Annotated in this window: 22 protein-coding genes; 6 read left to right on the forward strand and 16 right to left on the reverse strand. The window is 72.7% G+C overall.

Translation table 11 applies throughout. The features are described from left to right. Positions 1-191: 191 nt before the first annotated feature. The 4 genes from BJ981_RS33400 to BJ981_RS33415 form a co-directional block, all read right to left on the reverse strand. A complete protein-coding gene (locus tag BJ981_RS33400; RefSeq protein ID WP_184617342.1) occupies positions 192-1301 on the reverse strand; it encodes a serine hydrolase domain-containing protein in 1110 nt (369 codons plus the stop codon). A 62-nt stretch (positions 1302-1363) separates the two neighbouring features. After that, a complete protein-coding gene (locus BJ981_RS33405) occupies positions 1364-2848 on the reverse strand; it encodes a class I SAM-dependent methyltransferase (RefSeq protein ID WP_184617343.1) in 1485 nt (494 codons plus the stop codon). Continuing rightward, entirely contained in the window at positions 2829-4022 is a 1194-nt protein-coding gene (locus tag BJ981_RS33410; protein ID WP_184617344.1) for a radical SAM protein, read from the reverse strand. The genes BJ981_RS33405 and BJ981_RS33410 overlap by 20 nt, the downstream gene beginning before the upstream one ends. 36 nt (positions 4023-4058) lie before the next feature. Further along, the gene (locus tag BJ981_RS33415; RefSeq protein ID WP_184617345.1) at positions 4059-4586 is read right to left on the reverse strand and encodes a hypothetical protein; all 528 of its coding nucleotides are present in this window, start codon (positions 4584-4586) and stop codon (positions 4059-4061) included. Between the two features lie 293 nt (positions 4587-4879). On the opposite strand from BJ981_RS33415, the gene BJ981_RS33420 reads away from it, so the two are divergent. After that, positions 4880-5476, forward strand: a complete 597-nt coding sequence (locus tag BJ981_RS33420; protein WP_184617346.1) for a PadR family transcriptional regulator — start codon at positions 4880-4882, stop codon at positions 5474-5476. After that, positions 5473-6666, forward strand: coding sequence for an FAD-dependent oxidoreductase (locus BJ981_RS33425; protein ID WP_184617347.1), 1194 nt, complete (start codon positions 5473-5475; stop codon positions 6664-6666). The genes BJ981_RS33420 and BJ981_RS33425 overlap by 4 nt, the downstream gene beginning before the upstream one ends. 19 nt (positions 6667-6685) lie before the next feature. Here BJ981_RS33425 and BJ981_RS33430 read toward each other — a convergent pair whose 3' ends face one another. Continuing rightward, positions 6686-7693, reverse strand: coding sequence for a DUF2278 family protein (locus BJ981_RS33430; protein ID WP_184617348.1), 1008 nt, complete (start codon positions 7691-7693; stop codon positions 6686-6688). Positions 7694-7896: 203 nt separating this feature from the next. Here BJ981_RS33430 and BJ981_RS33435 point away from each other — a divergent pair, with 203 nt between their 5' ends. Further along, on the forward strand, positions 7897-8145 hold the full coding sequence (locus BJ981_RS33435; protein ID WP_184617349.1) for a hypothetical protein: 249 nt from the start codon (positions 7897-7899) through the stop codon (positions 8143-8145). Positions 8146-8184: 39 nt separating this feature from the next. Here BJ981_RS33435 and BJ981_RS33440 read toward each other — a convergent pair whose 3' ends face one another. Both BJ981_RS33440 and BJ981_RS33445 read right to left on the reverse strand, forming a co-directional pair. Continuing rightward, the gene (locus tag BJ981_RS33440; protein ID WP_239139642.1) at positions 8185-8817 is read right to left on the reverse strand and encodes a hypothetical protein; all 633 of its coding nucleotides are present in this window, start codon (positions 8815-8817) and stop codon (positions 8185-8187) included. Between the two features lie 97 nt (positions 8818-8914). Then, on the reverse strand, positions 8915-9487 hold the full coding sequence (locus tag BJ981_RS33445; protein WP_184617350.1) for a CGNR zinc finger domain-containing protein: 573 nt from the start codon (positions 9485-9487) through the stop codon (positions 8915-8917). 72 nt (positions 9488-9559) lie between these two features. Here BJ981_RS33445 and BJ981_RS33450 point away from each other — a divergent pair, with 72 nt between their 5' ends. Next, positions 9560-10339 carry a class I SAM-dependent methyltransferase gene (locus BJ981_RS33450; protein WP_239139643.1) on the forward strand — a complete coding sequence of 260 codons (780 nt, stop codon included), beginning with the start codon at positions 9560-9562 and terminating at the stop codon, positions 10337-10339. 84 nt (positions 10340-10423) lie between these two features. Then, positions 10424-11458 (forward strand): adenosine deaminase, encoded by a 1035-nt coding sequence (add, locus tag BJ981_RS33455; protein ID WP_184617351.1) that lies wholly within the window; start codon positions 10424-10426, stop codon positions 11456-11458. Positions 11459-11492: 34 nt separating this feature from the next. Here the strand turns inward: add and pgl are convergent, their stop codons facing one another. From pgl to tkt, 6 genes are all read right to left on the reverse strand, one after another. Then, complete coding sequence (gene pgl, locus BJ981_RS33460; RefSeq protein ID WP_184617352.1) at positions 11493-12266, reverse strand: 6-phosphogluconolactonase; 774 nt, start codon at positions 12264-12266, stop codon at positions 11493-11495. Positions 12267-12331: 65 nt separating this feature from the next. Further along, a complete protein-coding gene (locus tag BJ981_RS33465; RefSeq protein WP_184617353.1) occupies positions 12332-13234 on the reverse strand; it encodes a glucose-6-phosphate dehydrogenase assembly protein OpcA in 903 nt (300 codons plus the stop codon). Between the two features lie 46 nt (positions 13235-13280). Then, positions 13281-14906 (reverse strand): glucose-6-phosphate dehydrogenase, encoded by a 1626-nt coding sequence (gene zwf / locus BJ981_RS33470; RefSeq protein ID WP_184617354.1) that lies wholly within the window; start codon positions 14904-14906, stop codon positions 13281-13283. Continuing rightward, a complete protein-coding gene (locus tag BJ981_RS33475; RefSeq protein ID WP_184617355.1) occupies positions 14906-16537 on the reverse strand; it encodes a phosphoglucose isomerase-related protein in 1632 nt (543 codons plus the stop codon). Before BJ981_RS33475 ends, zwf begins: the two co-directional genes overlap by 1 nt. Positions 16538-16639: 102 nt before the next feature. Beyond that, a complete protein-coding gene (gene tal, locus BJ981_RS33480) occupies positions 16640-17749 on the reverse strand; it encodes a transaldolase (RefSeq protein ID WP_184617356.1) in 1110 nt (369 codons plus the stop codon). A gap of 13 nt (positions 17750-17762) precedes the next feature. Next, positions 17763-19874 carry a transketolase gene (gene tkt / locus BJ981_RS33485; RefSeq protein ID WP_184617357.1) on the reverse strand — a complete coding sequence of 704 codons (2112 nt, stop codon included), beginning with the start codon at positions 19872-19874 and terminating at the stop codon, positions 17763-17765. Positions 19875-20287: 413 nt separating this feature from the next. Here tkt and BJ981_RS33490 point away from each other — a divergent pair, with 413 nt between their 5' ends. Further along, positions 20288-21217: a heme o synthase gene (locus tag BJ981_RS33490; protein WP_239123407.1), complete on the forward strand. Its 930-nt coding sequence runs from the start codon at positions 20288-20290 to the stop codon at positions 21215-21217. A gap of 59 nt (positions 21218-21276) precedes the next feature. Here the strand turns inward: BJ981_RS33490 and BJ981_RS33495 are convergent, their stop codons facing one another. From BJ981_RS33495 to BJ981_RS33505, 3 genes are all read right to left on the reverse strand, one after another. Then, the gene (locus BJ981_RS33495) at positions 21277-22068 is read right to left on the reverse strand and encodes a neutral zinc metallopeptidase (protein ID WP_184617747.1); all 792 of its coding nucleotides are present in this window, start codon (positions 22066-22068) and stop codon (positions 21277-21279) included. Between the two features lie 128 nt (positions 22069-22196). Then, a complete protein-coding gene (locus tag BJ981_RS33500) occupies positions 22197-23639 on the reverse strand; it encodes an NAD(P)/FAD-dependent oxidoreductase (protein ID WP_239139645.1) in 1443 nt (480 codons plus the stop codon). 75 nt (positions 23640-23714) lie between these two features. Continuing rightward, a complete protein-coding gene (locus BJ981_RS33505) occupies positions 23715-24314 on the reverse strand; it encodes a helix-turn-helix domain-containing protein (protein ID WP_275422329.1) in 600 nt (199 codons plus the stop codon). Positions 24315-24636 lie beyond the last annotated feature (322 nt).

A 24636-nucleotide genomic window follows, 5' to 3' on the forward strand; every position in this document is an offset into this window, starting at 1 on the left:
GAACTCTTTACGAGCCGCTGCTAATGCCGTTCAAGAGAATCCGTATATCCGGTGCCGCCTTGTCCGTCCGGTCGGCCGGGCCACCAGGCCGTCAATTGGCTGGCCGGCCTCTATCGGAAGGCGCAATTGCGGCGGCGCAATCGCATTTCCCGTCTGCGCCGCCGAACGCGTTTCCCTTCCGCGTGGGAGGGTTACGACAGCAGGCCGTCATAGGCGGCGAAGAGGAGGCCGAGGGCGCGGTCGTCGCCGAGGGTGCCGTTGTCGAGCATCTGGTTCATCGCGTACGCGAACGTGAGGCGGTTGTCGAGGTCGATCACGACCAGGGAGCCGCCGAGGCCGCCCCAGAAGCAGGTGCGCCCGCCGGTCGGCCCGGCCATGATGGCGTACCCCAGGCCGTACCGCATCGTCGCGCCCAGATAGCGGTCCGTGCCGTGGAACTGCTCCTCCAGGGCGCGGGCGCAGCCCTCGGGCGACATCAGCCGCACGCCGTTCACCGTGCCCCCGCAGGCCAGCACCGACTGGACGGCCGCGATCGAGCGGGCGTTGCCGTGCCCGTTGCCCGCGGGGATCTCGGCGCGCCGCCACCCGGTCGTGTTGGCGTCGGAGAAGTCGATCACAGGCGTGAAGGGGATGTCCGGCTGGGGCATGGCCGCGTCGCTCCGGACGGGCGGAGGGATGACCGGGGCGACGCGGTGGTCGTGCTCGGCGGGCAGGCCGATGTGGAAGTCGGCGCCGAGCGGCCCGGTGACCTCCTCGGCGAGGAAGGCGCCCACGCTCAGGCCCGTGACCCTGCGGATGACCTCGCCGACCAGGAACCCCTGGGTGACGACGTGGTACCCCGCGTCCGTGCCCGGCTCCCACAGGGGCGGCTGCGCGGCCAGCCGCGCGGTGGCGGCGGGCCGGTCGTACAGGTCCTCGACGGTCATCGGCGAGGTCCAGGTGGGCAGCCCCGCGGTGTGGGAGAGCAGGTGGCGCACGAGCACGCCATCCTTGCCCGCGGCGGCGAACTCGGGCCAGTACCGGGCGACCGGCGCGTCCACGTCGATCTCACCCCGGTCGGCGAGGATCAGCGCGCACAGCGCCGTCATCGTCTTGGTGGTGGACCAGACGTTGACGATGGTGTCGCGCCCCCACGGGACGGTGCGGGCCGCGTCGGCGTACCCGCCCCACAGGTCGGCCACCGGCTCCCCGTCCACGTACACCGCCACCGAGGCGCCGACGTCGTCCTTGTCCAGCGAGGCCGCCAGCGCTTCGCGCACCGCGCCGAACCGTTCGTCACACGTGCCGTTGATCTCGGCCATGGACGGAACCTAACCCGGGCCTCCGTCACGCCGCCACGCATTAAAACCGCGTGCCAGGCGCCTCACCCGGGCAGGCCGGAGGCCGCGGCCTTCGCCATGGCGATGACCTGGCCGGCGAGCCCGTCCCCTTGGGCCGCGGGATCGCGCAGGTCGACGAGCGACGCGACCGGCTCCGCCCCGTCCGGGGCACGGTCGTGGCTGTAGACGAGCAGCCGGTCGGCGTGCTCACGGATCCGGTCCAGCAGCCGGCGCGCCCGGCCGGGTGTCGTCTCCCGCAGCCGGTTGAGGCCGAGCAGGACGAGCCGGTACGACCGGCCGGGCCGCCACGGCGTCTCGTCGTCGAAGACGTCGCCGACCGTGAAGTTACCGGAGTGGCCGGGCCACAGGTCGCGGGCGTGGGCGATCCTCTCGGGGGAGAGGTCCACGCCGTACGGCACGAGCGCGGGCGCCGCCTCCTCGCGCAGCAGCCGCAGGAGCGCCCCGTTGCCGCAGCCGAGGTCGGCGACGTGCGGCTCCGGCACGGCCAGCGCCGCGCGCGCGGCTCTCAGCAGGCGCCGGTGCGCCCGATCCATGGCGGCGCGGCCGGAGAAACCGTTGTCGGCGTGGTACCAGGCCGGACGGGGGTCGGGCCGCGGGATCGGATTGGCGAGCCCCCGCGCGAAGGCGGCCGCCCGGCCGGCGGGCACCGGCCGCACCCGGTAGGGGAAGTGGAGCCCGCTCGCGCCTTCGCCGGGGTACTCGGTGCCCGCGCGCTGGACGACGCGCTTGCCCGTGAAGGCGTCCGTCGTCGTGGCGATCTTCAGGACGGGCGCGCGTATCTCGGCGATCCCGTGCAGGCTCGACCATTCCACGGGCCACGACAGGATCGCACGGCACCAGCCGGCCTCCTCGGCGAAACCCACGCGCTCGGCGAGTTCCAGGAGCCGCTCGCCGAGCGCGGCGGTGTCCTCGCAGTCGAACGCGCAGGGCAGGTGGGGCACCGCCCGCACGTCCACCCAGCGCCACAGGACGTTGGTGAACACCGGGCCCGACACCCGCAGCGGCCGCGCGTTCTCGCCGTCGGAGCCGCCGGCCATGGCCCACGTCGGGTCGAGCAGGCGCCGCCGCGCCCACACGGCGTCGAAGAAGGCCCGGCAGCAGGGCGGGTAGCCGAGCAGCGTCCCGATGGCGTCGTGGTCGCCGGCCGTCCAGGCGGCACTCAGGCGGCGCAGATCGTCCGCGCCGCCGAAGCCGACGCGCAGCGTCGCGGGGCCGTCGCCGGCCCGTGCCGGGGTTCGCGCCGCGTAGCCGGGGGCTCCCGCGCCTTCCCGGGCGAGGACGGCGGCGCCGACGCCGAGCGCCTCCCAGCGCAGGAAGTGCCGGGGCATCTCGTCCTGCGGCACGCGCAGCACCGCGCACGGCCGGATCCCCGCCGCGACCGACAGCCACTGCACCTCGCGCCACGCGGCCGAGACGCGCCGCAGCCTCGGCTCCCACACCGCGCGGGCCCGGTCGTCCACCCACGTGACCCGGGTGAACTCCGGGAGCTCAAACGGCAGGCGTCGCATGGGCCTCCCCGTCTCGCGCGTCCGCGCCGAAGCGCAGCATCCCGCTCATCGAGGGCGTGCCGCCCCGGCTCCACACCGCCATGAAGGCCGCCTCCAGCCGGGGCCGGATCGGGTGGCGGGAGAGTGGGACGAGCCCGCGCCGCAGGAACTCGCCCTCCAGCCGCTCGTACAGGCTCGTCCACACCGCGCAGTGCTCGGTGCGGTTGCGCCAGTCACCGTCGAGGGCCGTGCCGGGGCACTGCCCCTTGCACATGAGGAAGAACCGGCACCCCTGACAGCCTCCCGCGTCCTGCGGCGTCTGGTAGAGGGCCAGGTAGCGCTCGAAACCCGGCCGGTCGGCCTTGACGAAGTCGATGCCCTCCTTGTTGGTGCGGCCGCAGTTGGTCCGCCGGCCGTCCCCCTCCACGCCGCGCACCGCCCTGGTGGTGTACGGATCGCAGCCGGTCCAGACGCACGTGTTGCGGTCGTCCATCCCGACCAGCATCGCCCGCATGTCCTGGAAGAGGTCGAAGCGGACGGCGGGCAGGCCGGACTCCAGCCGCAGGAACGCCAGCAGGGCGGCGAGGTTCTCCTCCGCGGAGAGCGCGTACTTCAGGCGGACGACGGGGCTGTCCACTTCGAGCAGGTGGAGGCGGATCGAGGTGATGCCCGCCGCCGCCATCTCGCCGATCCAGTCGATGAGCACGGGCAGCCGCTCGGCGCTCGCGTTGCCGCGGTGCAGGGTGACGATCAGGCTGGGCACCAGGTCCGCGGCGCACAGCCGTTCGATCGCGGCCATGGTGCGCGCGGTGCGCTCGCGGGTCGCGGCCAGCGACCCCGCCCACCGCGCGTCGTTGAGCTCCCCGGGGCCGTCGACCGAAACCCCCACGTTCACGTTGTAGCGGGCGAACATGTCGAGGTGCCGGTCATTGAGCAGCGAACCATTGGTCTGGATGGCGCTGCCGCCGAAATGGTCGTGACCCCAGTGGAACAAATCCTCCAGGTCGTCTTCCGGTACCAGGAGCGGCTCGCCGCCGAAAAGGCTGAAAGGCCCGCCTTCGTGGTCGATGGCCGTTTTCATGAGCGCGATGTCGTAGGTGCGCTCCTCGTTCCCGGCGTCGCGCTCGGGATTCTGATAACAGTACTGACATTGGATGTTGCATCGCACGCCGAGCGGGCGAACCTCGACCCCCATGCGCCTACCCCCAGCCCCGTCGTGACGGCCCGGCCGTCAGGCTTCCGTGTCCGTGGTCCCGCGCTGCTCGATGACGCGGCCCTGCCGGGCCACGATCTCCTCGAGGACGGTCAGCCGCTCCTCGAACCTGCTCGCCAGCTGCAGGGCCCAGTGCAGTACGTTGCGCTGCTCGTTGATCAGAACGTTCCACGGCCGCCCCGGCAGGGTCGTGATGTCGCCGTGCAGGACGTCGCCGCCGTCGGCGTGGTCCCAGTGCGGCATGTCGCCGTGCAGGTCGTAATGGCCGTCGTGGAACGCGTCGTTGTGGCCGACGTCCCAGTGCGGCACGTCGGCGTGCGATGTGCCTTCGGCCTGCCCGTCCCTGATCAGCTCGCCGACCGTGTCGCTCAGTTCCACCTGGCCGAAGGTCAGCCGCAGCGCCTGCGCGTAGCGCGCGGCGAGCTCTTCGTACGACCGGGGGGCGGCGGCCGGCGCGGGTTCCGGGTCGTCGGTGTGAGGGGAATTGCCGGAATCGTCGGAGGCTTCGGATATCTCATGATTTTCAGGGCGCTCTTCGTGCGTCATCGGCCATCTCCCGGCGCCTGTTCGCTGTTTCCTTGGAAAATCCTCTCCTCGATCGTTCAGGTGTTCAAGGCCCGGCCGAGGTGAATTCAGCGGATTTCTCCGATATCGGCAGCCGGGAAATACCGTTTACGGTCCCATGATCGAATTCGCCGGTCCGTCGCGCGCCGGGGGCCGCCCGGGTCAGGACCCGCCGTCCCGTCCAGGCGTCCCCGTCGGGGGCGGCGCCGCGCACATAGTTGACATCAACTAGTCGGTAGCTGATAGTTGATGTCAACTAAGAGCGCGGAGGTGTGGTGGAGAAGCGGCGCAAGGTGTCCAACCCGTTGGCGCTGGCGGCGATGGCGTGGCTGGTGCGGGGGCCGATGCATCCCTATGAGCTGGGGCGGCGGCTGCAGGAGACCGGGATGGATCGCAGCATCAAGTACAACCGGGGGTCGCTCTACATGGTGGTGGAGCAGCTCAGGAAGGCGGGGTTCGTCGTCGAGCAGGAGACGGTGCGCGAAGGGCAGCGGCCCGAGCGGACGGTCTACGCGCTCACCGACCAGGGGCGCGCGGAGCTCTACGACTGGATGCGCGAGCTGGTGGCGGAGCCGCGGCACGAGTACCCCTACTTCGGCGTCGCGCTGTCGCTGCTCAGCGTCCTCGACCCGGGGGAGGCCGCCGAACTGCTCGGCCGGCGGCTGGAGACGCTGACCGCCGAGGTGGAGGAGACCCGGGCGGGCATGCAGGCCCTTCTCGACGGCGGCCTGCTGTGGATCTTCCAGATAGAGGAGAAGTACCGCCTCACGGTGCTGGAGGCCGAGCAGCGCTTCGTCACCGAACTGATCGACTCTCTCAGGCGGCCCGGCCACGCCGAGGCGTGGCAAGAGCTATTCAGGAGCGACACATGACGGGGATCAGAACGGCACTGGTCATCGGCGGCGGCATCGCGGGGCCGGTGGCCGCGGTGGCGCTGCGCCAGGCGGGCATCGAGGCCACCGTGTACGAGGCGTACGCCGGGAGCGCGGACGGCGTGGGCGCGACGCTCGTGATCGCGCCGAACGGCCTGGACGCGCTCGGCGTGATCGGCGCGCGGGAGGCGGTCCGCGGGATCGGCCTGCCGATCTCGCACAACCTGGTGGTGGACGGCCGGGGCCGGCCCATCGGCGAGTTCCCGCGGCTCACCGACCTGCCGCCCAGCCGGGCGATGTGGCGGCCGGACCTGTACCGGGTGCTGCACGACCACGCCAGGGCGCGGGGCGTCGCCTTCGAGTACGGCAGGCGGCTCGTCGGCGCGGAGGAGACCCCGGACGGCGTCCTGGCGCGCTTCGCCGACGGGTCCACCGCCGTCGCGGACGTGCTCATCGGCGCGGACGGCGTCGGCTCGACCGTGCGGTCCCTGATAGACCCGCACGCGCCGGATCCCGAGCACGTGCCGCTGCTGAACTTCGGCGGCCTCGCCGACCTGAAGGTGCCGGCCAGGCCGGACGCGGTGTACTTCGTGTACGGGAACAAGGGCTTCCTCGGCTACTGGGTGCAGCCCGACGGCCGTACCGCCTGGTGGAGCAACCTGCCGCACGGCGAGCCGATGACCGCCGCCCAGGCCCGCGAGACCCCGGCCGGGGAATGGCTGCGCCGCCTGGCGGAGGTCTACGCCGACGACGTTCCCGGCCGCGACCTGGTCCGGCACACGAGCCCCCGCGACCTGTCCGTGCTCGGCACCATGCACATCATGTCGTCCACGCCGCGCTGGCATCGCGGCCGGATGGTCCTGGTGGGCGACTCGGTGCACGCCCCGTCGTCCAGCTCGGGGCAGGGCGCGTCCCTGGCCGTCGAGAGCGCGATCGAACTGGCCCGCTGCCTGCGCGACCTGCCCGACGTGCCGGCGGCGTTCGCCGCCTACGAGCGGCTGCGCCGTCCCCGGGTCGAGAGCGTCGCCGCCCGCGCGGCCAGGACCAACAACACCAAGACGCTCGGGCCGGTGGGCCGGACCATGATGAAGCTGATGATGCCCCTGGCGATGAGGACCTTCCTCACCCCGGAGAAGACCCTCGGCCCCGAGCAGCGCCACCACATCGACTGGGACGCCCCGGCCGCCTAGCGCGGCGCCGGGAGGCTGGTCAGAAGGTGAGGGTCCAGCCTTCGCGCCGGGCCTGGTCGCCGGTGTAGGCCACGCCGTGGACCTTCAGCCCTGCCGGGTCCAGCAAGGTGATCGCGCCGCCGCCGTTGCCGAGCTGCAGCTCCGGGCCCGCCGGCAGGGTCAGGAACGCGCCCGCGGCCAGCGGCCCCGGCGGGAGCGGCCGCAGGCGCTTGGCGCGGTCGCTCAGGTTCCACCCGGTCAGGTCGACGGGGCCGGCGGAGGCGTTGAGCACGGTGACCGTCTCGTTCTCCGGCGCGGGACCCACCGGGTTGACCAGCGCGGCCACGATCCGCACCGGCTCCTCCCCGCCGGCCGGACGGCCGGGGGCGGTGACGAGAGTGTGGCCGCTGACGTCGTCGGTGTGCCAGGCCTGCGACTGGAACGCCAGGAAGATCGCGATCCACCGGGGATCGCCGGGCAGGTGGATCAGCAGCCCGCCGTCCTGCCACACCCCGTCGTCCTGGTGGAACCGGCCGCTGTTGCCCTGGTTCATGTGGACGTCGTGCACGCCGTTGCCGGGCAGGAACCCGAAGACCTTGTCCCGGGTGGACGGCTCGGGGCCCCAGCGCTCGCCGAAGACGTACACCGACGCCCCCGGGTCGCCGATCGCCCGCCGCACGTAGTGGTCGAGCTTGTCGCCGAGGTCGTTGTCGTCCCCGGTGACCTCGGGCGGCAGCGGGCGCATCAGCGCGGGGTCGAACAGGTTGCCGCGGATGAAGTCCAGTGCCGCGCCGCCGGGCCCGGAGGCGAGCGGCGTCCACCCCGTGCCCGGGGCGGGCAGGGCCTGGAGGAGCGGATGGGCGAAGTCCTCGACGGCCAGGTACAGCAGCTCGGACGGCGCCTGCTGCGACAGCACGTTCACCGCCGCGCGGTAGGCCGTCCCCGCCTGGTCGGCCAGGTGGATCTGGTAGTGCGGGGTGTCACCCCCGCCCTCACGCCGCCGCGCGACCGCGCGCGCGGCCAGCACCCCGTACGAGCGCAGTGGCATGACCGACCTCCCGTGGAGCGGATCCGGCACGACGGCGTCCGGCGCCGGGGCGCGGCCGCTGACGCAAACCTGCTCCAGGAAGCGCCTGTTGTCCATCACCCGGGCCCGTGCGACGTCCGAATTTCCTGGGCGTTCCATGGTTGTCAGGACATGGTTAGCCTGAGGGAAAGACTCTCCCGTGACTCCCGCCCCGAGGAGTTCAGATGCGCAGAGCGATCGTCGTCATCGGTATGGCCGCATGCGCGGTCACGGCCGTGCTCCCGGTGAGCGCGCGGGCCGCCGCCGCGCCTGTGCCCTCCGGGGCCGCCGTCGACCCCCCTGGCGACTGGCCCTGCTACCGGCAGGGGCAGATCGTCTACTTCGGCGGCCTCCCGTGGCGGGCCAGGCGCGACATCTGTGGTCCGGGTTTCGACCCGGCCAGCGTGCCCGCGCTCTGGGAGCCCGCCTGGTAGAGGCGCGCGCCTGAGCGAGGGCGGCTCGCGGGCGGCGGGTCAGCCGGCGCCGGGGACGGTGACGGGCTGCTCCTTGAACTCGAAGCCGCGCTTGGCGGCGTCCTGTTGCAGGCTGTCGATGGAGTTCTTGCTGCCGGCCAGGTCGGCCTCGGTGGCGGTGCCGCCCTTCAGCTTGTCGGTGAGGCTCTGGAACTTGCCGGTCACGCCTTCGACCGCCTTGCACAGCGTGGGGTTGGCCTGGGCGAAGCGCTTGGCGACCTTCAGCTCGTGCAGGGCGAACGCGCCGGCGACCGCCGCCTTGACGAACGTGCGCTTGCGCTTCTCCGCGCCCTCCTTGAACCCGCCGGCGCGCAGCGGCTTGTAGATGTACCGGTGGAAGGCGCCGAGGGCGAGGCCCGCGTGCAGCGCGAAGCGGGTCTTGGCGAACCTGCGGGTGTTGCCCTCGGTCGGGCACGCGCCGGTGTACTCGCCGTCGTCCGTCGCCGTGGGCGCCGCCGCGGCCGGGCTCGTGGCCACCACGGCGCCCGGCGGCGTGGTGGTGGCGGACCTGCCGCCGCAGCCGCCGACCAGGGCGGCCGACACCGCCGCCGACAGGGCCAGCGCGACCACCGTGCTCCGCGCCCGGCGCGGCACCGCCCCCGGGCGCACGCCGCCCTCGCTCTCCGCAGCCATCAGTTCCCCCCAAGGACGTCACGGCGCCCGATCCGCGCCCCCTCCTCCCTGTTCCCTCCGTGGTTGATCCAACACTCTCGGTGACGGCACAGGAGGGTCAGGCGCGGCGGGCGCGGAAGGCGGCGGTCTTGACCCGGTTCTGGCAGGTCGTCGAGCAGAAGCGGCGGGTGCCGTTGCGGGAGGTGTCGACGTAGACGCGGTCGCAGTGCGGGGCGGTGCAGACGCCGAGCCGGTCGTGCAGCTCGCCGCCGAGCACGATCGCGAGGCCGGTGGCGCAGGCGGCGGCCCAGTCGTCGCCCGCGGTGCCCGCGGGGCCGTGGAAGTGCAGGTGCCAGGGCTCGCCGTCGTGGCGTTCGAGGTGCGGGCGGGCCTGGGTGCGCTCCAGCAGCCGGTTGACCTGCAGGGCCGCGGTGTCGACGTCCCCGGCCTCGACGGCGTCGAAAACCACGCGCAGCTCGGCGGCCACCTGGGCGAGCTGAAGGGCCGTCTCGTCGGAGACCTCGCGGTCGCGCCCGCCCCCGGCCCGCAGGGCCTCGCGGGCCGCGTCGCGCCGCGCCGGCCCCTCGGGCGGCGAGAGGTGGGGCCTGCCGTGCGCCTCGCCGGGGGTGAGGCGGTTGACCAGCGCGGCCGCCACCGCCACCACGGCATCGGAGTGACTGTTGAAGTTCACTTGACCGGTTACATCCTTCGGTTCTAGCCTGTCACTATCCACAGGATAGACGACAGTTACCAGGAGGCTTTCGTGTCCATTCTCACGCGTGAGGCGGCCCAGAACTGGATCACCCGCTGGGACCGGCAGCAGGAGGGCTACCTGCCCGACCGCGAGGAGCGGTTCACCGCCCTGATCGACGCCGTCGAGGCGGGCGCCGGGCGGTCCGACCCGCTCGTCCTGGACCTCGGGTGCGGGCCCGGTTCCCTGTCCTCCCGCCTGCTGGACCGGCTGCCCGGCGCCACCGTCGTGGCCATCGACGCCGACCCGCTGCTGCTGGCCCTCGGCGACGCCGTCAACGCCGGACGTCCCGGCCTGCGCTTCGCCGACCACGACCTGCGCGAGCCCGGGTGGGCGGCGGCTCTCGGGCTGCCGCGCCCGGCCGACGTCGCCGTGAGCACGACGGCCCTGCACTGGCTGTCGCCCGGAGACCTGCGGACGATGCTGGCCGAGCTGACCTCGGTGCTGCGGCCAGGCGGGCTGTTCCTCAACGGCGACCACATGGAGGCCGGCGACGTCGCGCCCCGCCTCGGCGAGCTGGAGCGCGCCGTCCACGACCGGGCCACCGCAAGGCGGTTCGGCGCGGGCATGCCCGAGGACTGGCGCCAGTGGTGGGACGCCGCGGGCGCCGACCCGGAGCTGGCCGAGCTGTGCCACGCGCGCGAGCGCAGGGTCGCCGGCGCCGACCACCACGGCTCGGAGTCGCTCTTCCTGTCCACGCACGTCGCCGCGCTGCGCGAGGCCGGTTTCGGGGAGATCGGCACGCTGTGGCAGAACGGCCACAACCGCCTGCTGGGCGCCATCTACGGCTGAGCGGGGCCGAATCTGCCAAGATGGTGTCAGATTCCGGGTAATTCACTCGCCGGGACCGGGCCGGGCTGCCTAGGGTCGGGCGTCATGAGTACCCCATCGGCCCCATCCGCCGGCGCGTTCATCGCGGCCCTCCCGAAGGTCGAGCTGCACGTCCACCTGGTCGGGTCCGCCTCGGTGCCCACGGTGCTGGATCTGGCCCGGCGGCACCCCGGCGGCCCGGTCCCGACCACCGAGGAGGAACTGCGGGAGTTCTACGTCTTCCGCGACTTCCCGCACTTCACCACCGTCTACGAGGGCGTCAACAGCCTGGTCCGCGAGCCCGAGGACGTCGCCACCCTCGTCACCGGCGCGGCCCGCGACCTGGCCGCGCAGAACGCCCGCTACGTCGAGCTCACCGTCACCCCGTACTCCCACCACCGCATGGGCATGACCCCGCGGGCGGTCACCGAGGCGCTCGACCTGGCCGCCCGCGAGGCCGCCGGGTTCGGCGTGCGCGTCGCCTACATCTTCGACATCCCCGGCGAGTACGGCGCCGACGCCGCGCGGGCCACCCTGGACCACGCGCTGGCGGAGCCGCCGCGGGACCTCATCGGCCTCGGGCTCGCCGGCCTGGAGGAGGTCCGCGCGCGGCACCGCGACACGTTCCATGACGCCTTCCGCGCCGCCACCGCGGCCGGCCTGCACAGCCTGCCGCACGCCGGGGAGGTCGGCGGCCCGCCCATCATCTGGGAGGCCGTCGAGGACCTGCGGGCCGAGCGCATCGGCCACGGCATCCGCTGCCTGGACGACCCGCGGCTGGTCGCCCACCTGCGCGAGACCCGGCTGCCCCTGGAGGTCTGCCCGACCTCCAACGTCCGCACCCGCCAGGTGCCCGACCTCGCCTCCCACCCGCTGCCCCGGCTGCTGGAGGAGGGCCTGTACGTCACGCTCAACAGCGACGACCCGCCCATGTTCGGCACCACGCTGGAAGGGGAGTACCAGGTGGCCGCCGAGGTCTTCGGCCTCGGGCCCGCCGCGCTCGCCGACCTGGCCCGCGCCGCGGTCCTGGCCTCGTTCCTGGACGAGCAGGGCAAGCGCGAGATCATCGCCGAGATCGACCGGGTGCCGCTCCCGGCCTAGGCGCGGCCGTCCAGGCCGGTGGACCCCTGGACGGTCAGGGAGACGCGAGCCGGCCCAGGTCCGGCGGGATCTTGGCCGCCGCGCCCCTGTCCAGCAGGAACACCGTGCGCAGCCGTCCCCGCGCGCCCGCGCCCGGCACCTGGAACGGCCCCGAACCCTGGAGCGCCAGGCGGACGGCGCCCGCCTTCTCCTCGCCCGCCGCGATCACCCACACCTCGCGCGCGGCGCCGATCGTGGGCAGCGTCAGCGAGATCCGGGTCGGCGGCGGCTTGGGCGCCCCGTGCACGGCGACCACCGGCCGCTCGTCGTACAGGGCGGGCATCTCGGGGAACAGCGAGGCCACATGGCCGTCCGGGCCGAGGCCCAGCATGAGGACGTCGAACGACGGCACCGGCCCGTGGTCCTCGGGCCGGGACGCCCGGCGCAGCTCGGCCGCGTACCGGTCGGCCGCCTCCTCGGCGGTCAGACCGGAGTCGGGACCCGGGATCGGATGGACCCGCTCGGGGTCGGTCTCGACGTGGTCGAGCAGCGCCCGCCGGGCCGCGGTCTCGTTGCGCTCGGCGTCGCCGGTGGCCAGGAAGCGCTCGTCGCCCCACCAGATGTCCAGCCGCGGCCACTCCACCGCGTCGTGCGCAGGGTTGGCCGCCACCTCGGCCAGCGAGGCGGTGCCCATGCCGCCACCGGTCAGCACCAGGTGCGCCGAGCCCTTGGCGGCCAGCGCGTCGGCCAGCCCGGTGATGAGCCGGGCCGCGACCGCCTTGGCCAGCACCTTGGAGTCCCGGTGCACCAGGACCGTGGGAACACTCACGACAAGAACCGTCCTTTTGCTAGGGATGCGCCCCGGCGCGCGCCGCCGCGCCGGGGCGGGGAACCTCAGAGGGCGGCCACGCCCCTGATCGTCTCCTCGTACACCTCGTCGGGGTCCAGGCGGCGCAGCTCCTCGGCCAGCAGCTCGGCGGTGGACCTGCGGGCCAGCGCCACCTGCCGGTCCGGCTGCCCTGGCCGCTTCAGCGTGGCGGTGCGCGAGTCGTGCCGCTCGACGATCACCTCGCCGTCGTTCGTGCGCAGCCGCACCGTCGTCAGGCCCGGCCCCTTGGACTCGGCCACGCGGATCGGCGCGTCCAGCTTGGACGACAGCCACACCGCGAGCAGGCAGGCGCTCGGGTGGCCCGCCTCGCCCTCGACGTAGCCGTCGATCACCTCGCCGACGGGCTGGTCGAACGCCGCCGCCAGCAGGCTGCGCCACGCCGTGATGCGCGTCCAGGTCAGGTCGGTGTCGCCGGGGGAGTAGCCGTGGATCCTGCTCTTGATCGCGGCGACCTGGTCCGGCGCGGAGCGGGCGTCGGTGACCCGGCGCTGGCCGAACGCCCCCACCGGGTCCTTGGCCGGGGCCTGCGGCGCGTCGCCCGGCCACCAGACCACCACGGGGATGTCGGTGAGCAGCAGCGGCGCGAGCACCGAGTCGGCGTGCTCGGTCAGCTCGCCGTACAGGCGCAGCAGCACGACCTCGCCCGTCGTCAGCTCGCCGACCCGCAGCTCGGCGTCCAGGCGGGTGCCCTCCTCGCGCTCTCTCGGGATGACCGCGAGGATGCGCGAGGGATGCTCGCGCGAGGCCTCGGAGGCGGCGCGCACCGCGTCGTACTGGTGGCTCTCGTCGCACACCACGACGATGGTGAGCACCATGCCGACGGCCGGGGCGCCGAGCTGGTGGCGCAGGCGGGTGAGCTGCGCGGCCACCTCGGAGGCCGTGGTGCTGCTCATGAGGAAGCTGGTCACGGCGCCGCCCCTTCCACGCGCGTGTCGAGTGTGTTCACCGGAAGGGTCACAGCCGCCTCCAGGCGCGCCCGTCGCGGGCCATCATCGCGTCGGCCGAGGCCGGGCCGCCGGTGCCGGCGGCGTAGCCCTCGGGACGCCGGACGCTCTCGGCCCAGAACTTCTCGATCGGGTCGATGATGCTCCACTGGAGCTCCACCTCCCGCTGGTGCGGGAACAGCGGCGGATCGCCGATGAGCACGTCCAGCAGCAGCCGCTCGTAGGCCTCGGGGGAGGACTCCAGGAACGCCTCGCCGTAGGCGAAGTCCATGTTGACGTCCCGGACCTCCATGGCCGTGCCCGGCACCTTGGAGCCGAACCTGACCGTGATGCCCTCGTCCGGCTGGACGCGGATCACCAGCGCGTTCTGCCCGAGGATCTCGGTGTCGGTCTTGCTGAACGGCAGGTGGGGCGCCCGCTGGAACACCACGGCCACCTCGGTCATGCGCCGGCCGAGCCGCTTGCCGGTGCGCAGGTAGAACGGCACGCCCGCCCAGCGCCGGTTGGCGATCTCCAGCTTGACCGCGGCGTAGGTCTCGGTCCTGGAGTCCGGCGGGATGCCCTCCTCCTCCAGGAAGCCCGGCACCGGCACGCCGCCCTGCCAGCCCTCGGTGTACTGGCCGATGGCCGTGGAGGTCTCCAGGTCCGCGGGCAGCTTGATCGCCTCCAGGACCTTCTCCTTCTCGCGGCGCAGGGCCGAGGCGCCGAAGGCGGTCGGGTCCTCCATGGCGACCAGCGCCATGAGCTGCAGCAGGTGGTTCTGGATGACGTCGCGCGCCGCGCCGATGCCGTCGTAGTACCCGGCCCGCGTGCCGACGCCGATGTCCTCGGCCATCGTGATCTGCACGTGGTCGACGTAGCCGCGGTTCCAGATCGGCTCCCACAGCGTGTTGGCGAACCGCAGCGCCAGGATGTTCTGGACGGTCTCCTTGCCCAGGTAATGGTCGATGCGGAACACCGAGTCGGGCCGGAACGCCGAGTCGACGATCCGGTTGAGCTCCTTGGCGCTCTCCAGGTCGTGGCCGAACGGCTTCTCGATCACCACGCGCCGCCAGGCCCCCGGCGGCGGCTTGTGCAGGCCGGTCCGCTTGAGCTGCTCGATGATGACCGGGAAGAACTTCGGCGGGGTGGAGGTGTAGAACGCGTAGTTCCCGCCGGTGCCGCGGGTCTCGTCGATCTCCTTCAGCACCATCGCCAGCGCGTCGAAGGCGCCGTCGTCGTCGAACGAGCCCGGCACGAAGTGCAGGCCCTCGCAGATCTGCTTCCACACCTCCTCGCGGAACGGCGTGCGGGCGTGCTCCTTCACCGCGTCATGGGTGATCTTGGCGAAGTCCTGGGAGGCCCAGTCGCGCCGGGCGAAGCCGACCAGGGAGAAGCCCGGCGGCAGCAGCCCCCGGTTGCCCAGGTCGTAGATCGCCGGCAGGAGCTTGCGCCGCGACAGGTCGCCGGTCACCCCGAACAGCACCAGCACCGACGGCCCCGCCACCCGCGGCAGCCTCTTGTCGCGGGGGTCGCGCAGCGGGTTGGCCTCGGCGACCTCCAGCGTGGTGGTCGTGCTCGCCGCCGCCTGCGCGATGGCGACCGCCTCGTCCGGCGCCGCGGCCTCGGGGGACGCCGGCGGCTCGCTCTGGTTCATCAGACCTCCCGTGCGGCGTCCAGCAGGTGCCTGACGCCGGCCTTGCGATCGGTGAGGTGCAGCCGCACCACCGGACGGCCGCGGCCGCGCAGCGCGTCCAGGTCGCCGAGCGCCTGCGCGAGCTGGAGCCGTCCGAGGGTGTACGGCCGGCCCGGGACCTGCAGGTCCTCCTCGACGGCGCCGGTGATCTCCAGGAAGACGCCGTTCTGCGGGCCGCCCTTGTGGTACTGCCCGGTCGAGTGCAGGTAACGCGGGCCCCATCCGAACGTGACCGGGTGGTCGGTGCGGAACGCCAGCAGGCCCTGCAGGGTCGCCGGGTCGTGCGCGGCCCAGATGTCGGTGATCTCCTCGAACGACGCCTCCGGCGGCACCGGCACGTCGAAGGCGGCCTCGCGGTCCAGGAACGCCAGGATCGCCAGGTAGCCGCGGTCGGGGATCTGCTCCAGCAGCGCGGTGAACACGCCCGACAGGTCCTTCACGTCGGCGGGGAGGTCGCCGTAGACCTCCACCGGGCCGTCGACCAGCGCCGGGGCGCCCGTCGGCAGCGCGCCGTCGCCGCCGTCGCCCAGGATGCGGGCGGTGTTCTCCTTGGACTCGGCGACGTTCGGCTGGTCGAAGGGGTTGATGCCGAGCATCCGCCCCGCGACCGCGGTCGCGTACTCCCAGATCAGGAACTGCGCGCCGAGCGGCCCGTCGACCTGGACGCCGCCTTCGGTGTCGATGCCGGCGACGAGCTCGTCATCGGCCTCGTTCGGGTCGGCGCCGACGACGGGCAGGATGCCCTTGCCCTGCTTGCCGGTGGACTCGGCGATGAGCTGCTCGATCCAGTCGGGCAGGCCGTTGATCGCCGACAGGCTGTCCTCCAGGACGAGCTTGTCGCGGCCGGCCAGCGCGGCGGCGCCGAGGGCCGCGCCGAGCTCCAGGCCCGGGTTGCCCTCGCCGCCGGCGAGCTGCGGGCGCACCTCGGCGGCCTGGTCGAGCAGGCGCCCGATGTCGGCCCCGGCCAGCGCGCTCGGCACCAGCCCGAAGGCGGTGAGGGCGCTGTAGCGGCCGCCCACGTTGGGGTCGGCGAGGATCACGGTGTAGCCGGACTCGATCGCCGCCTGCTCCAAGGGGGAGCCGGGGTCGGTGACCACGACGATGCGGTCGGCCGGGTCGATGCCGGCGTCGCGGAACGCCTGCTCGTAGATGCGGCGGTGGCTGTCGGTCTCGACGGTCGAGCCGCTCTTGCTGGACACGACGAGGATCGTGCGGTCGAGGCGGTCGGCGAGCGCGCGCCGCACCTGGCCGGGATCGGTGGTGTCCAGCACGGTGAGCGCCACGTCGGAGGTGGCGCAGATGACCTCGGGGGCCAGGGATGAGCCGCCCATGCCCGCGAGCACGACGTGCTCCAGGTTCTCCGCGCGGGCGCGCTCGACGAGCTTGCTGATCTCGGGCAGCAGCTCGCGCGAGGTGGTGGGGAGGTCGAGCCAGCCGAGGCGTATCCGCGCCTCGGACTCCGCCTCCCCGCCCCACAACGACGCGTCGCCGCGGGACAGCGCCTCGGGCACGCCTTCCTCGGCGAGCTTCCGCACGGCCGCGGCGGCCTCCGCGGCCACCGCCTCGTCACCGAACGTTATAGACATATCCATCCTTGAGGTCGTCTTCTCGCGCGAGGGCGGGCCGCGCGGTCCCGAGGACGTCCGGGGCGGCCCCGCGCGATGCGGGCCGCCCCGGAGGAGGCCGCCGGTCGCTCAGCTCGCCTTTTTGAGCTCGGCCGCGACGGTCCCGAGCAGCTCGTTCCACGAGGTGACGAACTTCTCGACGCCTTCGTCCTCCAATGCCCTCACCACGTCGTCGTAGTCGATGCCGGCCTGCTTGAGCGCGGCCATGGTGTTCCACGCCTGCTCGTAGTGCGGCCGGACGGTGTCGCCGTCGATGTTGCCATGATCGGCGACCGCGTCGAGCGTCTTCTCGGGCATGGTGTTGACCGTGCCGGAGGTGACGAGCTGGTCGACGTACAAGGTGTCGGGATACTCCGGGTTCTTCACACCGGTGGACGCCCACAGCGGCCGCTGGGGGCGCGCCCCGGCCGCGCGCAGCGCCTGCCAGCGCGGCCCGCTCATGACCTCCTCGTAGGCGGCGTAGGCCAGGCGGGCGTTGGCGACCGCCGCCTTGCCCTTCAGCTCCTGCGCCTCCGGCGTGCCGATCTTCTCCAGCCGCTTGTCCACCTCGGTGTCGAACCGGCTGACGAAGAACGACGCCACCGACTCGATCTTCGACAGGTCCAGGCCGCCGGCCTTGGCCTGCTCCAGGCCGGTTAGCCAGGCGTCCAGGACCGCGCGGTAACGCTCCAGCGAGAAGATCAGCGTGACGTTGACGCTGATGCCCTCGGCCAGCGCCTGCGTGATCGCCGGCAGGCCCGCCAGCGTGGCGGGGATCTTGATGAAGACGTTCGGGCGGTCGACCAGCCACCACAGCGCGCGGGCCTCGGCCACGGTCCGCTCGGACGACTCGTTGGCCAGGCGCGGGTCCACCTCGATGGACACCCGGCCGTCCACGCCGCCGGTCGCCTCGAACACCGGCCGCAGCACGTCGGCCGCCCAGCGGATGTCGAAGGTGGTGATCGCCCGGACCGCCTCGCCGACGTCCACGCCGCGGACCGCCAGGTCGCGCAGCTGCGGGTCGTAGGCGTCGCCCTTGCTCAGGGCGGAGGCGAAGATCGTGGGGTTGGAGGTGACGCCGGCGACGTGCTTGTCGCGGATCAGCGACTGCAGGTCGCCGGTGCGCAGGCGCTCGCGGCTGATGTCGTCCAGCCAGATCGAGACGCCCTGGTCGGTGAGGCGCTTCAGGTTTTCGCTCATGACGGTGAGTCCTCTAGTTTCCGGTCGTCTGGCCCTTGTCGGCCCCGGTCTTGGCGAGGCTGCCCTTGGCGGCGGTCGCCACACGCTCGGCGGTGAGGCCGAACTGCTCGTACAGCGTCTTGTACGGCGCCGACGCGCCGAAGTGCTCAAGGCTCACGACCTCTCCCTCCTCACCTACGAACTGCCGCCAGCCGAGCGCGATTCCCGCCTCCACCGCGACCCGCGCGCGCACCGACGGGGGCAGCACGAGCTGCTTGTAGGCGTCGTCCTGGGCGTTGAACCACTCCACGCACGGCATCGAGACCACGCGGGCCGGGATGCCCTCGTCCTCCAGGATCCGGCGCGCGCCGATGGCCAGCTCGACCTCGCTGCCCGTGCCGATGATGACCACCTTCGGCTGCCCGGTGGAGGCCTCCTCCAGGATGTAGGCGCCCTTGGCGACCTTCTCGAAGTCGCGGGTGCCCTCGTAGACGGGGAGGTTCTGCCGGCTCAGCGCCAGCGCCGCCGGGCGGTCGGTGTGCTCCAGCACGGCCTTCCACGCCGCCGAGGTCTCGTTGGCGTCGGCGGGCCGCACCACGTCCAGGCCCGGGATGGCGCGCAGCGCCCACAGGTGCTCCACCGGCTGGTGGGTGGGGCCGTCCTCGCCGAGGCCGATCGAGTCGTGCGTCCAGACGTAGGTGACCGGCAGGCCCATCAGCGCGGCCAGGCGCACCGCGGGGCGCATGTAGTCGCTGAAGACCAGGAACGTGCCGCCGTAGGGCCGGGTGCCGTCGTGCAGGGCGATGCCGTTGAGGATGGCGCCCATGCCGTGCTCGCGGATGCCGAAGTGCAGCGTGCGGCCGTAGCGGTTCCCCGGGAACAGCTTGGTCTGGTACTCCTCGGGGATGAAGGACGGCTCGCCCTCCATGGTCGTGTTGTTGGACTCGGCCAGGTCCGCCGAGCCGCCCCACAGCTCCGGCAGCACCGGGGCCAGCGCGTTCAGCACCGTGCCCGACGCCTTGCGGGTCGCCATGGCCTTGCCCGGCTCGAAGACCGGCAGGGCCTCCTCCCAGCCCGCGGGCAGCCTGCGCACGCTGATCCGGTCGAACAGGGCGGCGTTGTCGGGGTTGGCGGCCCGCCAGCGCTCGTACTCCTCGTTCCACCGCGCGTGCGCGGCCCGGCCGCGCTCGGCGACCTCGCGCGCGTGGCCGAGGACCTCCTCGGGCACCTGGAAGTTCTTCGCCGGGTCCAGGCCCAGGATCTCCTTGGTGGCGGCGACCTCCTCGGCGCCGATGGCCGCGCCGTGGATCTTGCCGGTGTTCTGCTTGTTCGGCGCCGGCCAGCCGATGATCGTGCGCAGCTTGATCAGCGTCGGCCGGTCGGTCTCGGCGACGGCGGCGCGGTAGGCCTCGTACAGCTTGTCGACGTTCTCGACGTACTCGCCGGTCTCGGTCCAGTCCACGCTGATCACGTGCCAGCCGTACGCCTCGTACCGCGCGGCGACGTCCTCCGACAGCGAGATCGCCGTGTCGTCCTCGATCGAGATGTGGTTGGCGTCGTAGATGACGTTGAGGTTGCCGAGCTTCTGGTGGGCCGCCAGCGCGCTGACCTCGTGGCTGATGCCCTCCTCGATGTCGCCGTCGGAGGCGATGCACCAGATGTGGTGGTCGAAGGGGCTCTCGCCCGGCGCGGCGCCCGGGTCGAACAGGCCGCGCTCGCGGCGCTGGGCCATGGCCATGCCGACGGCGTTGCCGATGCCCTGCCCGAGCGGGCCCGTCGTCGTCTCCACGCCCAGCGTGTGGCCGTGCTCGGGGTGGCCGGGGGTCAGGCTGTCCCACTGGCGCAGCCCGGCCAGGTCCTCCACGGTCAGGCCGTAGCCGGACAGGAAGAGCTGGATGTACAGGGTGAGGCTGGAGTGCCCGGCCGACAGCACGAAGCGGTCGCGGCCCACCCAGCCCGGGTCGGTGGGATCATGGCGAAGCACGCGCTGGAACAGCAGGTACGCGGCGGGGGCCAGGCTCATCGCGGTACCCGGGTGTCCCGACCCGGCCTTCTCCACCGCGTCCATGGCCAGAGCGCGTATGACGTCGACCGCGCGCCGATCGGAGTCGGTCCACTCAAGGTCTGGCACGAGTTCGCTGCTCAACTGCTCGCTCTCCTCATTCGGCTATTCGGCGCCGGCCGGGTTCCGCCGCCCGTCCGGTACTGGTTTTGCACCCCACACCGGACCTTAACGGGTCGATCCCCTCACCGTAGATGCATCGTGCGTCTGGCACGTGACCGGGGAATGCAGGGCTCACATCGTTAGAACCATCCCCATGAGAAGCCGCGTCGAACGCGACGCGCCGCACCGGCCGCGGCGGGCCGGCGCCCAGGGGGAACCCCGCCTCGACCTCGCCGGCCGGGCGCGGGCGCACGTGGCATTCGCCCCCGATGCCGGGACCGGCGACCCCGCGCACTACAGTGAGACCTCGAAGTGTGGCTCATGCCCGCAATCACGGACCCGCTCAAACTCAAAGGTTACGCGTTGACCCCGCACCCGCTGGAAGCGCCTTGACGGTGCTCACGACCAAGCCGCCGGCCGTTCCGCTCGCCGGCGCGCGCAGAACGCCGCTCGCGGTCGTGCGCGCGTACGTCGCGCTGACCAAGCCGCGCATCATCGAGCTGCTGCTGATCACGACGCTGCCGGTGATGTTCCTCGCAGCCCGGGGCTTCCCGCCCCTGTGGACGGCCGTCGCCACGCTGGTCTTCGGCACGCTGTCCGCGGGCAGCGCCAACGTCCTCAACTGCTACATCGACCGCGACATCGACGCGACCATGCGCCGCACCCGGCGGCGCCCGCTGGCGATGGCCGCGGTCGCGCCGCGGAACGCGCTGATCTTCGGCGTCGTGCTCGGCGTGCTGTCGACCCTCGGGCTGGCGGTCACGGTGAACGCCCTCGCGGCCGGGCTGTCCCTGGCGGCGATCCTGTTCTACGTCTTCGTGTACTCGATGCTGCTCAAGCGCCGCACCTCCCAGAACGTCGTCTGGGGCGGCATCGCGGGCTGCATGCCCGTGCTGATCGGCTGGGCGGGCATCACCGGGCGCGTCGACTGGGCGCCGGTCGTGCTGTTCGGCGTGGTGTTCTTCTGGACGCCCCCGCACACCTGGACGCTCGCCATGCGCTACCGCGAGGACTACGCCGCCGCCGCGGTCCCCATGCTGCCGGTGGTCGCCACCGAGCGGCGCGTGGCCCGGGAGTGCGTCGCCTACACCTGGGCGACGGTGGCCTGCTCGCTGCTGCTCTGGCCGATCGCGGGCACGACCCCGGTGTACGGCGTGGTCGCGGCCGTGCTCGGCGCGGTGTGCCTGTGGGAGGTCTACCGGCTGCTCGGCAGGGTCAACGCCGGCAAGACCGGCGTCGCCCTGCGGCCCATGCGCTTCTTCCACTGGTCCAACGCCTACCTGGCCCTGCTGTTCCTGGCCGTGGCGGTCGACTCCCTGCTGTGAGCCTCACGACAGCGCCCCGGCCCGCGCGGGCCGGGGCGCTGTCGTGTCAGGAGGTCGTGTCAGGAGGAGGGCAGGCAGCCGTACACGCCGTACCTGGCGCCCTGGGTGAAGGAGGAGACCCGCTGGGTGGCGTTGCCGTGGTCGCCCACGTCGGTCCACGGGGTCTCGTCCGCCAGCTCGGTCAGCGCGTCGGAGAGCTCCTCCACGTCCCCGGACTCGAACCGCAGCGTCCCGTCGTAGGCGGCCCCGTATAGCACCGCCCCCGCCAGGCAGTCCGCCTGGAGTTCCTTGGCACGGGAGACCAGCCCCGCGTTCAGCCGCGCCTGGACGGCGTGGCCCCACTCGTGGGCGATGATCAGGTACACCCAGGCGTCGCCGGAGGCGTAGCCGTCGCGCATCAGCCCGAGGTCCCAGGCGATGTAGTCGCCGGGACGGCAGTAGAAGGCGTTCTGGTAGCCGAGCCGCTTCCCGCCGCACACCGGGGGCCTGCGGTAGCCGCGCGCGTAGCCCCCGAAGACCGTGGGGCGGGTGTAGCGGCCGGTGAAGAACTGCCGCCAATGGGAGGACCAGTAGCGGTTCACGACGTACAGGGCGGTGGAAATGTCCTGCCCCATGTCATCCGCCGTGGACCGGGACACCTCGTGCGTTCTTGCCGTACTCGTCGTGCTCGCCGTCCGGGCCGTGCCCGCCGTGCCCGCTCCGGTGCCGGTCTTCCCGGTGGAGGCCAGGCCGGTCTCCCCGGTAGCCGCCACGGCAAGGCAGGAAACGACCGCGATCGTCAGGACGCTTTTCGCCCCTCGTCCCACGCGAGGACCACCTCTCGTATCCGGACCCCCGCCAGAATGGTAGATATCCGTGTTCGTCGGTGGAAGTTGTCAAATGACATCTGAATTGTTGGCACGGTCCGCGTGAGGAACACGGCCCGGCGCCAAGGGCGAAAAGGGGCGGGCGCCGGGCCGGACGAAGGGGCGATTCCGGCTCAGCGGCCCGCGATCAGCTCCGCGATGCGGGCGTAGGCCGAGGTGCGGCTCATCCGCGCGTTCTCGTGGCGGTCGGCCGCGCGGAACAGCGTGTAGATCGCCTGGACACCGATCCAGCGCAGCGGCTCCGGCTCCCACTGCCGCACCCGGCGTCCCACCCACGGCAGGGCGGTCAGCTCGGTGTCGCGCCGCAGCACCAGGTCGCGCAGCGTGCGCCCGGCCAGGTTCGTGGTCGTCACGCCGCTGCCCACGTAGCCGCCCGCCCAGCCGAGGCCGGTCGCGTGGTCCAGATGGACGGTCGAGCACCAGTCGCGCGGCACGCCGAGCACCCCGCACCAGGCGTGCTGGACCCTCGCCCCGGACGCGGCCGGGAACAGGCCCGTGAGGATCTCGCGCAGCGCCGCGACGGTCCGCGGCTGGGTGGCGCCCCGGTGGTCGGTGCGGGACCCGAAGCGGTACGGCACGCCGCGCCCGCCGATGGCGATGCGCCCGTCGGCCGTCCGCTGCGCGTAGCAGTACGCGTGCGCCTCGTCGCCGAGCAACTCGTTGTTCCGCCAGCCGACGCGCTCCCACACCTCCTCGCCCAGCGGCTCGGTGACGATCATCGAGCTGTTCATCGGCAGCCACTGGCGGCGCTGGCCCTTGATGCCCGCGGTGAACCCCTCGGTGGCCCGGATCACGTACTCGGCGGTGACCGTCCCGCGGTCGGTCACCGCGCTCGCCCGGCCCGCCGCCGTCCGCGGGCGGATCTCGCGCACCGTGGTGCCCTCGAAGACGTCCACCCCGAGCGCCTCGACCGCCCGCGCCAGGCCGACGGCGAGCTTGGCGGGCTGGATGCGGGCGCAGTGCGGGCTGTAGACGGCCGCGTACGCGCCGGCGATCCGGACGCGGTCCTCCTGCTCCTCGCGGGTCAGCAGCCGCGCGTCCTGCTCGCCGAAGCCCCACCGGCGCAGGTAGGCCAGTTCGGCGTGCAGGCGGCGGTTCTGCGCCGGGTTGGTGGCGACCTGCATGAGCCCGCCCTTGTGGACGTCGGCGTCGATGCCCTCCGCGCGCGCGACCGCGATCACCTCGTCCACGGCGGTGAACATGGCGTGCTGCAGGTCGATCATGGCCTGCCGCCCGCGCGCCCGCGCGTACCGCTCCCGGGAGCCGGCGAACTCCGCCGACAGCCAGCCCCCGTTGCGGCCGGAGGCGCCGAACCCGGCGAACTCCTTCTCCAGGATCGCGATCCGCAGGTCCGGCTGCGCCTTCTTCAGGTAGTACGCGGTCCACATGCCGGTGTAGCCGCCGCCGACGATGGCCACGTCGTAGTCCCGGCCGCCGGGCAGGGCGCGGCGGCGGGCCGGCAGGCCGATCTGCCGGTACCAGAACGAGACCCCGCCGTTGGCGAAGTCGCCGGCCAGCGGGGTGCCGTCCAGCCGCCTGCCACCAGTGCCGTCCACGCCGATACCTCCACATGCCACAACAGAAGCCAAGATCCCTCGTGCCCGCGCCGCGGGTCCCTGCGCCCCGAAGCGCTAGGACGGGGTGGGCGGGCTGATCATCCACACCACTTCCAGCGGCCCGTCGCCGTCGTTCTCCAGGCGGTGCGGGGTCGCGGTCCGGTACTCGGCGCTGTCCCCGGCCTCCAGCCGGTGCGCCGCCGCCGCGCCGGGCGGGCCGATCCATAACAGGGCCGTGCCGCGCAGCACCAGCAGGATCTCCTGCGCGTCGCCGTGGGTGTAGGGCTCGTCCCCGGTCGAGGCGCCGGGGTCGAACTCGCCGCTGTAGACCTCCAGGTTCTGGAGGGGCCGCTGCGAGACGAGGTGCTTGCGGGTGCCCGGCCCGGCCGGCAGCTCCGGCCGCTCGGCCCGGCGCACGACCCGGTGCGCCGTGGAGTCGTCCTCACTGAACAGCTCGGCCACCGTGAGCCCGAGCGCCCCGGCGATCCGCCGCAGCATCCCGACGCTGGCGCTGGTCAGCCCACGTTCGAGCTGACTGATGAACCCCGGGCTGGCCTGCGCCCGCGCGGCGAGATCACGCAACGACATGCCCCGCATACCGCGATAGGCCCGAATCCGCGCCCCCAGCCGGACGACATCCCCCCGCCCCGCCTCCCGCAGGTCCTCGCCACCCACCGAACGCCCCGATCATCCCCACCGAACAAACTGTTCACCCACCAGCCCAGAACTGTACAAACCCCCACCTTCGCGAACAACCCCACCAAACCTAACGAAGCCATCACAGCCCGCAGTTTTCTCCACACTTCAGGCGCCCCCGGCGGCCGTCCATGCGAACACTCCACGCCGACGTCGTGGCCGCCGCGGCGGCGCGGGGTACGGACACGCGGAGAGTCGGGTGATTCGGCGGTGGGTGGGAAAGATGCGGGGGTTCCGGGGATTGTTCGGGTGTGGGAGCGTTGTTCCGGGGGAAGACCTGAATGCTCGGCGAGCCGTTCTG

Source organism: Sphaerisporangium krabiense, from assembly GCF_014200435.1.
Classification (GTDB): Bacteria; Actinomycetota; Actinomycetes; order Streptosporangiales; family Streptosporangiaceae; genus Sphaerisporangium; species Sphaerisporangium krabiense.

Bases quoted from the DNA above. Each gene is read 5' to 3' on its own strand.
- BJ981_RS33400 (WP_184617342.1), bottom strand. From the start codon at position 1,301: ATGGCCGAGATCAACGGCACGTGTGACGAACGGTTCGGCGCGGTGCGC.
- BJ981_RS33405 (WP_184617343.1), bottom strand. From the start codon at position 2,848: ATGCGACGCCTGCCGTTTGAGCTCCCGGAGTTCACCCGGGTCACGTGG.
- BJ981_RS33410 (WP_184617344.1), bottom strand. From the start codon at position 4,022: ATGGGGGTCGAGGTTCGCCCGCTCGGCGTGCGATGCAACATCCAATGT.
- BJ981_RS33415 (WP_184617345.1), bottom strand. From the start codon at position 4,586: ATGACGCACGAAGAGCGCCCTGAAAATCATGAGATATCCGAAGCCTCC.
- BJ981_RS33425 (WP_184617347.1), top strand. From the start codon at position 5,473: ATGACGGGGATCAGAACGGCACTGGTCATCGGCGGCGGCATCGCGGGG.
- BJ981_RS33430 (WP_184617348.1), bottom strand. From the start codon at position 7,693: ATGCCACTGCGCTCGTACGGGGTGCTGGCCGCGCGCGCGGTCGCGCGG.
- BJ981_RS33435 (WP_184617349.1), top strand. From the start codon at position 7,897: ATGCGCAGAGCGATCGTCGTCATCGGTATGGCCGCATGCGCGGTCACG.
- BJ981_RS33440 (WP_239139642.1), bottom strand. From the start codon at position 8,817: ATGGCTGCGGAGAGCGAGGGCGGCGTGCGCCCGGGGGCGGTGCCGCGC.
- add (WP_184617351.1), top strand. From the start codon at position 10,424: ATGAGTACCCCATCGGCCCCATCCGCCGGCGCGTTCATCGCGGCCCTC.
- zwf (WP_184617354.1), bottom strand. From the start codon at position 14,906: ATGAACCAGAGCGAGCCGCCGGCGTCCCCCGAGGCCGCGGCGCCGGAC.
- BJ981_RS33475 (WP_184617355.1), bottom strand. From the start codon at position 16,537: ATGGATATGTCTATAACGTTCGGTGACGAGGCGGTGGCCGCGGAGGCC.
- tal (WP_184617356.1), bottom strand. From the start codon at position 17,749: ATGAGCGAAAACCTGAAGCGCCTCACCGACCAGGGCGTCTCGATCTGG.